The sequence below is a fragment of the Microbacterium lacusdiani genome (assembly GCF_054779895.1).
The window spans coordinates 128,979-142,224 of sequence record NZ_BAAGXJ010000001.1; the positions used below are offsets into that span (position 1 = coordinate 128,979).

13 protein-coding genes are annotated in these 13,246 nt (G+C 74.3%); 3 read left to right on the forward strand and 10 right to left on the reverse strand.

The genetic code is table 11. The annotated features are described in order from the left end of the window. Positions 1–65: 65 nt before the first annotated feature. Positions 66–428, reverse strand: coding sequence for a nuclear transport factor 2 family protein (locus ACYVGN_RS00650; RefSeq protein WP_460788108.1), 363 nt, complete (start codon positions 426–428; stop codon positions 66–68). Positions 429–583: 155 nt separating this feature from the next. Here ACYVGN_RS00650 and ACYVGN_RS00655 point away from each other — a divergent pair, with 155 nt between their 5' ends. Further along, positions 584–1,582, forward strand: a complete 999-nt coding sequence (locus ACYVGN_RS00655; protein ID WP_460788110.1) for a magnesium and cobalt transport protein CorA — start codon at positions 584–586, stop codon at positions 1,580–1,582. A 25-nt stretch (positions 1,583–1,607) separates the two neighbouring features. Here ACYVGN_RS00655 and ACYVGN_RS00660 read toward each other — a convergent pair whose 3' ends face one another. From ACYVGN_RS00660 to ACYVGN_RS00675, 4 genes are all read right to left on the reverse strand, one after another. Next, on the reverse strand, positions 1,608–2,309 hold the full coding sequence (locus tag ACYVGN_RS00660; RefSeq protein ID WP_055989784.1) for an SGNH/GDSL hydrolase family protein: 702 nt from the start codon (positions 2,307–2,309) through the stop codon (positions 1,608–1,610). 63 nt (positions 2,310–2,372) lie between these two features. Then, the gene (locus ACYVGN_RS00665) at positions 2,373–2,789 is read right to left on the reverse strand and encodes a CBS domain-containing protein (RefSeq protein WP_055989781.1); all 417 of its coding nucleotides are present in this window, start codon (positions 2,787–2,789) and stop codon (positions 2,373–2,375) included. Positions 2,790–2,903: 114 nt separating this feature from the next. After that, positions 2,904–3,029 (reverse strand): hypothetical protein, encoded by a 126-nt coding sequence (locus ACYVGN_RS00670; RefSeq protein WP_460788112.1) that lies wholly within the window; start codon positions 3,027–3,029, stop codon positions 2,904–2,906. A gap of 51 nt (positions 3,030–3,080) precedes the next feature. Beyond that, positions 3,081–3,860, reverse strand: a complete 780-nt coding sequence (locus tag ACYVGN_RS00675) for an MFS transporter (protein ID WP_460788114.1) — start codon at positions 3,858–3,860, stop codon at positions 3,081–3,083. 50 nt (positions 3,861–3,910) lie between these two features. Here ACYVGN_RS00675 and ACYVGN_RS00680 point away from each other — a divergent pair, with 50 nt between their 5' ends. Then, positions 3,911–4,831, forward strand: a complete 921-nt coding sequence (locus ACYVGN_RS00680) for a DeoR/GlpR family DNA-binding transcription regulator (RefSeq protein WP_460788115.1) — start codon at positions 3,911–3,913, stop codon at positions 4,829–4,831. Between the two features lie 37 nt (positions 4,832–4,868). Here the strand turns inward: ACYVGN_RS00680 and ACYVGN_RS00685 are convergent, their stop codons facing one another. Next, positions 4,869–6,356, reverse strand: a complete 1,488-nt coding sequence (locus ACYVGN_RS00685; RefSeq protein WP_460788117.1) for an MDR family MFS transporter — start codon at positions 6,354–6,356, stop codon at positions 4,869–4,871. Positions 6,357–6,593: 237 nt separating this feature from the next. On the opposite strand from ACYVGN_RS00685, the gene ACYVGN_RS00690 reads away from it, so the two are divergent. Beyond that, positions 6,594–8,606 carry an ABC transporter ATP-binding protein gene (locus ACYVGN_RS00690; RefSeq protein WP_460788320.1) on the forward strand — a complete coding sequence of 671 codons (2,013 nt, stop codon included), beginning with the start codon at positions 6,594–6,596 and terminating at the stop codon, positions 8,604–8,606. Here the strand turns inward: ACYVGN_RS00690 and ACYVGN_RS00695 are convergent. The 4 genes from ACYVGN_RS00695 to nadB form a co-directional block, all read right to left on the reverse strand. Then, on the reverse strand, positions 8,603–9,490 hold the full coding sequence (locus tag ACYVGN_RS00695) for a glycosyltransferase family 2 protein (protein ID WP_460788119.1): 888 nt from the start codon (positions 9,488–9,490) through the stop codon (positions 8,603–8,605). The genes ACYVGN_RS00690 and ACYVGN_RS00695 overlap by 4 nt on opposite strands. 155 nt (positions 9,491–9,645) lie before the next feature. Beyond that, positions 9,646–10,791: a cysteine desulfurase family protein gene (locus ACYVGN_RS00700; protein ID WP_460788121.1), complete on the reverse strand. Its 1,146-nt coding sequence runs from the start codon at positions 10,789–10,791 to the stop codon at positions 9,646–9,648. A gap of 1 nt (position 10,792) precedes the next feature. After that, positions 10,793–11,665 (reverse strand): carboxylating nicotinate-nucleotide diphosphorylase, encoded by an 873-nt coding sequence (gene nadC / locus ACYVGN_RS00705; RefSeq protein WP_460788123.1) that lies wholly within the window; start codon positions 11,663–11,665, stop codon positions 10,793–10,795. After that, entirely contained in the window at positions 11,659–13,245 is a 1,587-nt protein-coding gene (gene nadB, locus ACYVGN_RS00710; RefSeq protein ID WP_460788124.1) for an L-aspartate oxidase, read from the reverse strand. The genes nadC and nadB overlap by 7 nt, the downstream gene beginning before the upstream one ends. Between the last annotated feature and the right edge of the window lies 1 nt (position 13,246).

Sequence of the window (13,246 nt, forward strand, 5' to 3'; positions counted from 1 at the left end):
GAGCCGTGAGGTGCCCCGCCATACTGCCATGACGGCGCGGGCGCGGGGGCGGGTCCCGGGCACCCTCAGGCGTCGTCGGCGGCCTTCCGGGGAGTCATGAACCACTCCACGAACTTCTCCGCGCGGCCGTCGGGGGCGAGGTACACCTCCCAGAGGTTCACGTACCGCTGGTGCCCCGGGTAGTCGACGTGGCCCTTGATGATGCCGAGCCGGTCGTCCTCGATCAGCACTTCGAACGCGTACTCGGGCTCGACGGGCTCGTCGTCACCCCACATCTCGACGATGGCGTCGATCCCGCGCGTGGGCTCGGGGTCGTTCGGCCGGAACCAGTACTCGGCGTCGTCCGTGAAGATGGCGCGGACATCCGCCTCGTCCTTCGACTTCCAGGCCCGGAGGTAGCCGTCCAGCCATTCCTGTGCGCGTGACATGCCTCGATCTCCTTCGATCACGGCGGGCCGGCGCCCGCTCCTCGATGATCCCACCGCGGGCCCGGACGGGACAGGGGAGCGGCCGTGCTGCGCACGTCGGCCCTGGCCGGCGCGCGCCTCCGGGACGCGGCGACGGGCGCGGGGACAATGGGCGAGTGCCCATCATCGACAACGCCGTGTACGTCGCCGGACGTCGCATCGAGAACCCCGCCAGCCTCGAGGACACCTTCGAGCACATGCGGGACCGGAACGGCATGGCGTGGATCGGCCTCTTCCGGCCGACGACGGAGGAGATCCAGAAGGTCGCGCAGGAGTTCTCGCTGCACCCGCTCGCGGTCGAGGACGCGCTGTCGGGGCACCAGCGCGCGAAGCTCGAGCGGTACGGCGACACGCTGTTCGCGGTGCTGCTGCCGGCGCGGTACGTCGAGTCGCGGGAGACCGTCGAGCTCGGCGAGCTGCACGTGTTCGTGGGCCCGGACTTCGTGGTCACCATCCGGCATGCCGAGTCGCCGGACCTCGCCCGCGTGCGCAAGCGCATGGAGGCCGTCCCCGACTTGCTCGCGCTGGGCCCGGAGGCCGTGCTGTACGCGATCCTCGACGAGGTGGTCGACGAGTACGAGCCGGTCGCGGGCGGCCTGCAGAACGACATCGACGAGATCGAGGACCTGCTCTTCAGCGACGACGGCGCCGAGCTGTCCCGCCGGATCTACGAGCTCTCGCGCGAGGTGATCGGCTTCCAGCGGGCGGTCGATCCGCTCAGCACCATGCTGGAGTCGCTCCTGCGCGGCGCCGACCGGTACGGGGTAGACATCGAACTGCAGCGGTCGCTGCGCGACGTGCTGGACCACACCATCCGGATCGCGCACCGGCTGGCGTCGTACCGCGCCATCCTCGACAACGCGCTCACGGTGAACTCGACTCTCGTCACACGACGGCAGACCGAGACCGCGCTCGCCCAGAACGAGCAGGTGAAGCGGATCTCCGGCTGGGCCGCGATCCTGTTCGGCCCGAGCATCGTGGCGGGCGTGTACGGGATGAACTTCGAGCACATGCCCGAACTGGAATGGGTGTGGGGTTACCCGATGGCGCTGGCGCTCATGACCGTGACCGCCGTGGGGCTGTACACGGTGTTCAAGTGGCGCAAGTGGATGTGACGGCGCGCGGGACCGTGCTCGCGCCTCAGAGCGCGCCGGCCACGACGAGGGCGTCGCGGAGACGCTCGGCGTAGGCGCGGTGCCCCTCCGCGGTGAGATGGACGCGGTCGGGGCCCACCGGCAGGTCCCAGTCGAGGGTCGACACGTACGCCAGGCCGCGGGCCTCCGCCGCGTCGGCCAGGACGCCGTCCACGGCGGCCTCTCCCTCGCGCCCCGGCACGTCCACGGGGCCGACGACCACCACGCGATCCACCGCCCGGGCGGCGTCGAGCACGGCCGAGGCCGCCCGCTCGAGCGTGGCCGGCTGGGCGTAGACGTCGTTGAGCCCGCCCTGGATCACCAGGGTCCGATCCACCTCGGCGACCGCGCGGTCGATGCGGTCGCGGAACGAGTTCGGGCCGCACCCGCCGGTGTTCACGTAGCCCGTGAACGCGATCGCGTCCAGCTCGACCGTCAGACCGGGCTCGAGCGCGGGCAGCGCGTCGGTCCAGCGGCGGCCGCGATCGCGCAGCGAGTCCCCGGCCGAGTAGGAGTCGCCCAGCACGGTGAGCTCGCGGTCGCCCGCTCCCAGGCGCTCGATCTCGCCGAAGCGCTGCTGGTATGCGCGGATGTCGTCGCAGCCCGGGGGAGCGTCCTCCGCGCGCGTCAGCGACACGGCAGCCACCGCGCCGCCCGCGGCGAGAGCGCTCGCCGCGAGGACGGCGGCGAGGATCCGGCGATGACGCATCCGCTCAGTCTGGCGCGCCGATCCTGCCCGGACCCTGGACGCCGCCGCCCGCACCCCGCGCGGTCACTCCTCGGAGATCTGCTCGACGGTCTCGCCCGTCTCGGTCGCCTCGAGATTGCGTGCCACATCGGCCTGGCTGATGATGCCGACCAGCTGGTGGTCCTCGATCACCGGCAGGCGGCGCACCTGGTGCTGCTCCATGAGCGTGAGCGCGTCGCGGACGTCGGCGCCCGCATCCACCCAGACCGGCGTTCCCTCGCCGAGCGAGCCCGCCGTGTCCGTGCGGGGGTCCCCGCCCTTCGCGAGGCACTTCACGACGATGTCGCGGTCGGTGAGCATGCCCTTCAGCCTGCCGTCCTCGCCGCAGATCGGCAGCGCACCCACGTCGAGGTCCGCCAGCAGCATCGCCGCGTCCACGAGCGTGTCGTTCTCGCCGATGCAGCGGGGGTCGGGGGTCATGATGTCGCGTGCGGTGGTCATGGCGTTCGTCCTCTCTCGTGCGGTGGTCCCGGATGATCCGGGCGTGCAGTCGACGCTAGGAGGGGCCGGCAGGATGCGCCTCCGCCTTGACAGCGGCGCGGCGGGGGCGTAACCCTACGGCGCGGGCGGCGCCTCGTCCCCGCCGCCCAGGTGCCGGCCGAGCAGCAGGACCGCGACGCCCGCGAGCATCAGCACCAGCATCGCGGCGCGCAGCCCGGCCCCGTCGGCGATCGCGCCCACGAGGGGGCTCGTGCCGAGGAAGTCGAGCCCGCATGAGCCAGCTCACGATCATCACGCCCGTGCCCTCCGCGAGTCCGGGGACACGCGAGGCCGCCGTGAGCGCGCTGGGGACGAGCGTCGCGCAGCTGAGGCCGACGGCCGCCAGGCCCGCGAAGAACAGCCCGGACTGACCGCTGACGATCCCCAGGCCGCCCGCGGCGACGAGGGCGCCCCCGAGCGCGCGACCGCCGCCCTTCCGAATCGGTGGATGAGCGCATCCCCCGTGAACCTGCCGATGCACTGGCTCCCGATCACGACCGTGAAGGCGATGCCTGCCGCGCCCGCCTCCACGCCGCCGAGCTCGACCGCCGACAGCGCCGCCCAGTTGTTCGCGACGTCCTCGAGCATCGTGCCCGCGACCGCGATGACGACCAGCGGCAGCACGGCGCGCAGCACGGGAGCCCATCGTCGCAGGCGGCGGTCGGCGTGCGGCGGGGCCTCGCCGTTCGGCGCGTCCATCGGGCCGACCAGCCATGCGCCGACGCCGACCGCGACCACGCCGACGACCCCGGCCGGCACGAGGTGCACCCACATGTCGACGCCCGAGGCGGCGGCCGCGGTCGCGACCGCCCCGCCGGCGACGCCGCCCAGGCTCCACAGCGCGTGCATCGAGGAGAGGACCGGTCGGCCGGCACGCGTCTGGGCCCGGAGGCTCACGACGTTCTGCGCGACGTCGACCACGGCGTCCGCGAAGCCCGCCGCGAACAGGCAGAGGGCCAGGAGCGCTCCCGTCGGCGCCCAGGCGGCCGCGGCCACGGCAGCGGCCAGCACCGACGTCAGGGCGACGCACACCGGCAGCGGGCCGAAGCGGCGGATCGCCGTTGCCGGCGAACAGCAGGCCGGTGCCCGCGACCTGCCGGCGGGAGGAGGGCATTCGAGAGGAGATCACGCTCGGCCTGCGCGAGCTGGAGGAGTACGGTGCGATCCGCCGCATCCGGGGCGGCGCGGAGCCGGCGCCGCGGCGGGGCTCGCCCTATCCGTTCGACGTGCGCGCGGGCTCGGATCGGGCCGCCAAGCAGGCCCTCGCGGAGGCGGCGGCGCAGCTCGTCCCGGAGCGCGCGACGGTCGCGATCGACAACGGCACGACCGCGCTGGCCGTGGCCGACCGGCTCGCCGGGCGCGACCTGACCGCGATGGCGCTCTCCCTGCACGCGGCAGCCGCGCTCGCGCGCCATGCCGGCGTCGAGGTGATCGTGCCGGGCGGACCGGTCGCGCAGGACGATCTGTCGTTCCACGGTCCGGGCGCCGCGGAGGCGGTCCGGGCCATGCGATTCGACGTCGCCGTTCTCGGGGCTTGCGCAGCCGATCCGGAGGCGGGGCTGACGGTCGCCGGATGGGGCGACGCGCAGGTCAAGCGGGCGCTCCTCGAGACGGCGCGCCGCGTCGTGCTCGTCGCGACCGCCGACAAGTTCACCCGCACGGCGGCGCACCGTTTCGGGGCGCTCGCCGACCTGGACACGGTCGTGACCACGCAGGACGCGCCCGCGGACGTGGTGCATCTCCTGCGCGACCGCGGCGTCGAGGTGGTCACCGTGCCGTGCCCGAGAGCCCCTGAGCCGCGGCCCACGCCGCTGCGCGGCGGGCGTACGATGGCGGGCGTGAGTTCGCCCGAAGACGACGCCGTCGCCCCCGCCGCCGCGCCTCAGGCGCGAGCCGAGGCCGGGGCGGCGGAGCTCCTGTCCCTCGCCGCCCTGCCGCTCGTGCCGCTGGGCGAGGACGCCGCCGGCCTGTGCGTCGACGGCGTCTGCCGCCTGCCCGACTGACCGCCGCGGCTCAGCGGTCCGGGCCCAGCCGTCCGGCTCAGTGGCCGGCCGCGAGCTCGCCGGGCTGGTCCGCGGGCTTGCGCACGAAGAACGCCGCGCCCACCGCGATGATCGCCACGATCGCCGAGAACAGGAACGCCGCGCGCGCCCCCGCCGCCCCAGCGGCGAGCTCGGCCACGCCCGCCGCCTCGCGCGAGGCCGCCACCGACGCCATGGTCGTGATGAGCACCGCGACGCCGGCGGCGCCCGCGACCTGCTGAAGCGTGTTCAGCACCGCGGAGCCGTGCGAGTAGAGCCGCGGCTGCAGCGAGCCGAGCGAGGCGGAGAACAGCGGCGTGAACGACATGGCCATGCCGATCGACATCGTGACCTGCGCGATCACGAGGGCGAACACGGGGGTCGACTCGGTCAGCGTCGCGTAGAACACCATCACGCCGGCCACCAGGATCGTGCCCGGGATCAGCAGGATGCGCGCGCCCCGCGCGTCGTAGATGCGGCCGATGACCGGTCCGAGCAGACCCATCATGACGGCGCCGGGAAGCACGACCAGGCCGGCCTCCGTGGCGGTCAGGCCCGCGACGTCCTGCATGTACAGCGGCAGGGCGGTGAACGTGCCGAACATCGCGAGCGACAGGATGCCCATCACGACGATCGCCATCGTGAAGTTGCGCGACAGGAACACGCGCAGGTCCAGCAGCGCGTCGTCGACCCGCTGCAGACGCAGCTGCCGCCAGATGAACAGCGCGAGCACCACGACGGCGGCCGCGATGATGCCGCCGGCCATGCCCGCGGGCAGGGCCTGGGCGCCGCCGTGCGAGCCGCCGCCCATCTGGCTGAGGCCGAACACGATGCCGCCGAACGACAGGGCCGACAGGCCGACCGACAGCAGGTCGAGCGGCGCCTTCGACGTCTCGCCCAGGTTGGTCAGCAGCTTCGCGCCGATCGCCAGGGCGACGACCGCGATGGGCAGCACGACGCCGAAGATCCAGCGCCAGCTCGCCACGTCGAGCAGCACGCCCGCCAGGGTCGGGCCGATCGCGGGGGCGAGCGAGATGACGATGCCGACGCGGCCCATGATGCGGCCGCGCGCGTGCGCCGGCACGACCCGCATGACGGTCGTCATGAGGAGCGGCATCGCGATCGCGGTGCCGGCCGCCTGCACGATGCGGCCGATCAGCAGCATGGTGAAGCCCGGGGCGACGAGGCAGATCAGCGTCCCGGCCGTGAACAGCGCCATCGCGAGCAGGAACGCCTGCCGGGTGGTCAGCCGCTGGAACAGGAAGCCCGTCGTCGGGATGACGACGGCCATGGTGAGCATGAACGCGCTCGTCAGCCACTGGCCCAGCTCGGGCGGGACGCCGAGATCGACGTTCAGGTGCGGGATCGCGATGCTCATCGTGGTCTCGTTGAGGATCGCGACGAACGCCGCGATCAGCAGCAGCCAGATGACCCGCATGCCCTTCGGGTCCACCTCGGGCTGGCGGGGGATCGAGCCGGTGCTCGGGGCGGTCTCGGTGGCGGTCATCGTGCTCCTCGGCGGAAAGGACGGATCATCCCCGCGTGTCGGCGGCCGGGGCGGCGAGCGAAGGCTCGGACGGGCGGCCGCGAGGGGGTGAACCACGCGAGGGCCGCCGGACTCTCAAGCGTAACCGCGGGGTCCGACATCCCATTCCCGCCTGGCGAGAGAATTCTCCGGGGCGTCACCGGACCGTCCTGGACCGGCCGGTGCGTCGGCGGCCGTCATTAGGCTGACCGCATGAGCATGGCGATGCGCGGGGGCGGAGGGCATCGCCCGGGCGGCTTCGGGCGCATGGACGAGGACGCGCTGCGCCGGCAGAACGCCGAGGCGCCGCGCGTGCCGGATCTGCGCCGGCGCGTGTTCGCGCTCTTCCGTCCGTACCGCGCGCGGATCGCCGCGACCATGGGCCTCGTCGTCCTGGGCGCGGCGCTCGGCGCCGTCCCGCCCCTGGTCATCCAGCGCATCTTCGACGACGCGCTGTTCCCGACCGACGGCGGACCGGTCCAGCTGCCGCTGCTCGTCCGGCTGGTGCTGCTCATGATCGGGCTGTACGTCGCGAGCGCCCTCGTGGGCGTGGCGCAGACCTGGTTCACCTCGAACGTCGGCAACCGCGTCACGGGCGACCTCCGGGTCCGCATGTTCGAGCACCTGCAGCGGATGGAGCTGGGCTTCTTCACCCGCACGAAGACCGGCGTCATCCAGTCGCGCCTGCAGAACGACGTGGGCGGCGTCTCGGGCGTCCTGACCAACACGGTCGCGAGCATCCTGGGCAACACGGTCACGGTCGTCGCGTCGCTCGTGGCGATGATCCTGATCGACTGGCGGCTCACGCTGATCGCGGTGGTGCTGATGCCGATCCTGGTGCTCGTGCAGCGGCGCGTCGGGCAGATCCGCGCCAGGATCGCGGCGCAGACGCAGCAGTCGCTGTCGGAGCTGACCGCGATCACGCAGGAGACGCTGAGCGTCTCGGGCATCCTGCTGTCGAAGTCGTTCAACCGGCAGCGCACCGAGTCGGCGCGGTACGCGGAGGAGAACGCCAACCAGATCCGCCTGCAGGTGCGCCAGGCGATGAGCGGGCAGGGCTTCTTCGCCGTGGTGCACGTGCTGATGGCGAGCGTCCCGGCGGTGATCTACCTGGTGGGCGGGTTCCTGCTGGCCGGCGACGCGGGGCTCGTGACGGCAGGGACGATCGTGGCCTTCACGACCGTGCAGGCGCGGCTGCTGCAGCCGCTGATCGGGCTGATGCGCGTCGCGCTCGACGTCCAGACCTCCGCGGCGCTGTTCGCCCGCATCTTCGAGTACCTCGATCTGCGGCCCGCGATCACCGACGCGCCCGACGCCATCCCGGTGACGGAGGCGCCCGGGCCGATCGGGCGGATCGAGTTCCGCGACGTCACGTTCCGCTACCCGGATGCGGCCCCCGACTCGCGCCCCACGCTCGACGGCGTCTCGTTCACGGTCGAGCCGGGCCAGCAGGTCGCTTTCGTCGGCCCGAGCGGCGCGGGCAAGACCACCGTGCTGTACCTGACCCCGCGGCTGTACGAGGCGTCGTCGGGGCAGGTGCTCTTCGCGGGAGAGGACGTGCGGCGCCTGCGGCACGAGTCGATCATCGACCACGTGGGCATCGTGTCGCAGGAGACGTACCTCTTCCACGCGACGATCCGCGAGAACCTCGCCTACGCGCGGCCGGACGCGACAGACGCCGAGATCGAGGAGGCGTGCCGCAAGGCGAACATCCACCACATCATCGCGGGCTTCGAGCACGGCTACGACACCGTGGTGGGCGAGCGCGGCTACCGCCTCTCGGGCGGCGAGAAGCAGCGCATCGCGATCGCGCGCGTGCTGCTCAAGGACCCGCCCGTGCTGCTGCTCGACGAGGCGACGAGCGCGCTCGACACCGTGTCCGAGCGCATCGTGCAGGAGGCCCTCGAAACGGCGGCCGCGGGCCGGACGACCCTCTCGATCGCGCACCGCCTGTCGACCGTGATCGACGCCGATGTGATCCACGTGGTCGAGGCGGGGCGGATCGTCGAGTCCGGCACGCACGCCGAGCTGGTGGCGCGCGGCGGTCTGTACGCCGAGCTCGCCGAGGAGCAGCTCGCGGCGAACCGCGTGCTCGAGGCCGAGGCCGAATCGGAGGAGGGCCGCGACCCCGCGCTGCGCGCGCGCCGCGCCGACCGCCCGCCGGCCGACGAGCACGCACCGGCCGAGCCCGTCACGCTGCTGGAGTCGCCCGCGCCTCTTCCCGAGCCCTAGGTGGCGAGGGACTCGGACAGCTCGGCGGCGAAGTCGCGGATGAGGGCGCGGGAGGAGTCCTGGGACATGGCGGTGAGGCGGGGGACGTCCATCCGCAGGATCTGGCCGATGCGGGCCCGAACCGCCGCCTCGGGGCCCTCGCGGCGCAGCACGTCGACGCCGTCGCGCAGGGCGTCGAGCGCCGCGGCCAGCACGTCGGGGTCCGCCTCGTGCTGGGTGATGGACGTGCCCTCGGCGCGCACGCGCCAGTGCACCACGGGCTCCGGGATGGTGTCGATCGCGCGTGCGCGCGCGTACATGGCCTGCGTGACAGCCTGATCCTCGTACAGCCCCTGCGGGAACCGCAGGCCCTCCCACAGCTCGGCGCGGCTGGCTTTGGACCAGGCGACGATGTTGCCCGTCACCTCGGGGTGCTCGGCCAGCGTCACGCCCGTGCGCGCCGGGGACGTGGACGCCACGACCCACGGCTGGACGGGGGAGGGCGCGTACCCGCCGCCCGGCTGCGGGCGCAGGCGCGCATAGGCGCCGACGGCGACGTCGCTGCCGGAGCGCTTGAGGGACCCGACCAGGAGCTCCAGCGCGCGCGGGAGCATGACGTCGTCGGCGTCGAGGAAGCCGACGTAGGGCGTGTCCACCAGCTCGAGGCCCGTGTTGCGGGCGGCCCCGAGACCGCGCCGGGACGGATGGGGCGCGAGCCGGAACCGCTCGTCGCGCCCCGCGAACCGCGCGAAGACGGCGCCGGTCTCATCCGTCGAGCCGTCGTCGACCAGGACGGCGCGCCACGCGTCCAGGGTCTGCGCCTGCAGCGACGCGAGCGCCTCGGCGGCGTAGAGCGCGACGTCCCACCCGGGCACGATGACGGTGATCAGCGGGTCGGAGGTCACCTCGCGATCCTACGGCCGCGCGGCGCGCGCGGGGCGGGTGGGGAGCCGAGCTGCGGACGGGCGCGGCGACGCCAGGAGAGGAGATCTGCACGGCTCAGGAGGAATCCCGGCCGGAAGCTCCGGGATCCGGTAGATCTCCTCGGTCCAGGGCCGGATCAGGATCCGCGCACGGCGGCGACGGACGCGGCGATCGCCTCGGCGACCGGGCCGAGCGGCGCCCGGTGCGAATGCGCGAGGGTGATCCGCACGGCGGTCTGCGCGACCTCGGGATCCACGCCCATAGCGAGCAGCACGTGCGAGGGGTCCGAGCTGCCCGCCGCGCACGCCGAGCCGCTCGACGACACGACGCCGCGGCGCTCCAGCTCGAGCAGGACGGCCTCGCCGCTCGTCCCCGCGAAGGTGAAGCTCGCGGTGCCGGGCAGGCGGCGGGTCGGGTGGCCGGTGAGGCGGGCCGACGGGACGAGCGCGAGCACGCGGGCGACGAGCTCGTCGCGCTGCCCGGCGACGCGGGCCGCGTTCGCGGCGCGCTCGGTCTCGGCCAGCTCGAGCGCCGTGGCCAGCGCGACGGCCCCCGCGACCGACTCCGTGCCGCTGCGGCGGCCGCGCTCCTGCCCGCCGCCGTGCAGCAGCGGCTCGAGCGGGATCCGGCCCCGGATGGCGAGCAGGCCGGTGCCCTTGGGGGCGCCCAGCTTGTGACCGGCGATCGTGAGCGCGTCCACCGGCAGCCCGGCCAGGGGCAGCCACCCGGCCGCCTGCACCGCGTCGGTGTGGAAGACCGTCCCGGGCGCGGCGGCGCGCAGCGCCGGGAGGTCCTGGACCGTGCCGACCTCGTTGTTCGCGAGCGCGACCGTCACGAGCGCCGTGTCGTCTCGGACGGCCCCGGCCAGCGCGTCCGGATCCACCAGGCCGTCGCCGTCCACGGGCACGTGCGCGACCTGGAAGCCGTGCACGCGGCGCAGGTGCTCGGCGGAGGCCAGGATCGACTCGTGCTCGATCGGGGACGTGACGATGTGGCGGGCCCCGCGGTCGAGCATCGCGGCGATCGCGACGCCCTTCACCGCGAGGTTGTTGGCCTCCGTCCCGCCCGACGTGAAGACGATGTCGCCGCGGCGCATGCCGAGCACGCGGGCGACGCGCGCGCGGGCGTCGTCGAGGGCGGCCGCGCCACGCTCGCCGACCGTGTGGTGGCTGGACGGGTTCCCGAATTCGCCCGTGAGGTACGGCGCCATGGCCTCGAGCACCTCGCGCCGCACGGGCGTGGTGGCCGCGTGGTCCAGGTACAGGGCGTCGAGGTGCGGCACGTCAGTCGCCGATCTCGACGTCGAGGCCCAGGTCCAGGGCCGGCGCGGAGTGGGTGAGCGCGCCGACCGAGATCACGTCGACGCCCGTCTCGGCGATCGCGCGCACGGTGTCCAGCGTCACGCCGCCCGAGGCCTCGACGACCGCGCGGCCCGCGATCAGGTCGACGCCGCGCCTCAGGTCGTCGAGCGCGAAGTTGTCCAGCATGACCGTGTGCGCGCCCGCAGCCAGGACCGGCTCGATCTGGTCGAGCCTGTCGACCTCCACCTCGACGTGCGTGGTGTGGGGCAGGCGCGCGATGCCCGCGCGCAGCGCGTTCGTGAGGGCGGCGGCGCAGTCGGCGCCCTTCGCACCCGCCGCGAGCACGGCGAGGTGGTTGTCCTTCGCCATCACGGCGTCCGACAGCGAGTGACGGTGGTTGAAGCCGCCGCCCGAGCGCACGGCGTGCCGCTCGAACGCCCGCAGCCCCGGGGTGGTCTTGCGGGTGTCGACGATGCGCGCGCCGGTGTTCGCCACGGCCGCGACGTACTGCGCGGTCAGGGTCGCGATGCCCGACATCCGCTGCGCGAAGTTCAACCCCACGCGCTCGGCGGTCAGGACGGCGCGCGCCGGGCCCTTCACGACCGCGAGCACCGCGCCCGCGTCGAACGTCTCGCCGTCCCGCGCGCTCACGTCGACCCGGATGGCCGGGTCCGTGAGGCGGAAGGCGGCCGCGAAGACCGCTCCGCCGCTGAACACGCCGGCCTCCCGGGCGACGAGCTCGGCCCGTGCGGTCGCCTCGGCGGGAAGGAACGCCTGCGCGGTGAGGTCGCCCCAGGGTGCGTCCTCCTCGAGCGCCGCGCCGACGACGCGGTCGATGGTCTGCGGGGTCAGCATGCGGCTCCTGCCGGCGTGAGGTCGTAGGCGGGATCGGCGGCTCGGGACTCGACCGGGGGATGCGCCCCGCCCGAGAGCCGCGGCTCGTCGGATCGGAAGTGGGCGCCGACGGATCGGGTCCGCGCGCTCGCCGCGGCGATGGTCGCCGCGGCCACGAGAAGCATGCCGGCGTCCTCATGCTCGGCGACCGTGCGCGGGGTCGTGGCGTCGCGGCGCCACGCCGCCACGACCGCGCCCGCGCGCGCCAGCCCCGCCTCGTCGCGGACCAGACCGACGTGCTCCCACATCAGCGCGCGCAGGGCGGCGCGCGTGAACGGCGGCGCATCGGCGGCCGCGGCGACCGGTTCGGCGGCGGCCGCCGTCGGCTCGGGGCCCGGCCAGCCGGACCGCCGCCGGCCGCGCTCGGCGATCGCGATCGCGGCGCGCGCCCCGAACACGGCGCCCTCCAGCAGCGAATTGGACGCGAGGCGGTTCGCGCCGTGGACGCCGGTGCGCGCGGTCTCGCCGACCGCGTAGAGCCCCCGGAGCGTCGTGCGACCCTCCAGGTCCGTGCGCACGCCGCCCATGAGGTAGTGCGCCGCGGGCGTCACCGGAATGGGTTCGGACGCCCAGTCGAGGCCGCGCGCCCGCACGGCCGCATCGATCGAGGGGAAGCGGGTGCGCAGCGGGTCGGCGCCGAGCGCCGTGGCGTCCAGGCGCACGGGACGGCCGCCCTGCGCCGCCATCCGGTTCGCGATCGCGCGGGCGACGACGTCGCGCGGCGCGAGCTCGCCGTCCGGATGCGCGTCGAACGCGAAGCGCCGCCCGTCGTCGTCGATCAGCACCGCGCCCTCGCCGCGCACGGCCTCCGAGATCAGGAACGGATCGCCGGGGGCCGGCCCGTCGGCGATCAGCACCGTCGGGTGGAACTGCACGAACTCCAGGTCGGCCACGGCGGCGCCCGCGCGCAGGGCCGCGGCGATGCCGTCCCCCGTGGCGACGGCCGGGTTGGTGGTGCGGGCGTACAGCATGCCCGCGCCTCCCGTGGCCAGCACCACGGCGTCGGCGGACAGCACCGCGTCGCGGCCGTCGATGCGGACGCGCGCGCCCGTCACGGCGCCCGTGCGCCCGATCGCGAGGTCGAGCAGGAACGCGTGCTCGACGATGCGGATGCCCATCCGGCGCGCGGTGCGCAGCAGCGCCGTCTCGATCGCGAGGCCCGTGGCGTCGCCGCCGGCGTGCAGGATGCGCGGGAACGAGTGCGCGGCCTCCAGGCCGTGCTGCAGGCGACCGGAGGCGTCGCGGTCGAACTCGACGCCGCAGCGGGCGAGCTCGCCGATCCGCTCCGGGCCCTCCTGGACGAGCACGCGCACGGCGTCCTCGTCGCACAGGCCCGCGCCCGCCGCGAGCGTGTCGGCGACGTGGTCCTCGAGGCGGTCCTCGGGCATCACCACGCCCGCGATGCCGCCCTGGGCGTGCCGCGTGGAGCCCTGATCCGCGGAGCCCTTGGTGACGAGCGTGACGTCGACGCCCCGATGCGCGGCGTGGACCGCGCAGAACAGGCCGGCGATCCCGCTGCCGACGATCAGCGCGCGCGTCATG

Excerpts from the sequence above, each read along its gene's own strand:
- ACYVGN_RS00650 (WP_460788108.1), bottom strand. The coding sequence starts at position 428 with ATGTCACGCGCACAGGAATGGCTGGACGGCTACCTCCGGGCCTGGAAG.
- nadC (WP_460788123.1), bottom strand. The coding sequence starts at position 11,665 with ATGCTGACCCCGCAGACCATCGACCGCGTCGTCGGCGCGGCGCTCGAG.
- ACYVGN_RS00660 (WP_055989784.1), bottom strand. The coding sequence starts at position 2,309 with ATGCGTCATCGCCGGATCCTCGCCGCCGTCCTCGCGGCGAGCGCTCTC.
- nadB (WP_460788124.1), bottom strand. The coding sequence starts at position 13,245 with ATGACGCGCGCGCTGATCGTCGGCAGCGGGATCGCCGGCCTGTTCTGC.
- ACYVGN_RS00690 (WP_460788320.1), top strand. The coding sequence starts at position 6,594 with ATGGCGATGCGCGGGGGCGGAGGGCATCGCCCGGGCGGCTTCGGGCGC.
- ACYVGN_RS00685 (WP_460788117.1), bottom strand. The coding sequence starts at position 6,356 with ATGACCGCCACCGAGACCGCCCCGAGCACCGGCTCGATCCCCCGCCAG.
- ACYVGN_RS00665 (WP_055989781.1), bottom strand. The coding sequence starts at position 2,789 with ATGACCACCGCACGCGACATCATGACCCCCGACCCCCGCTGCATCGGC.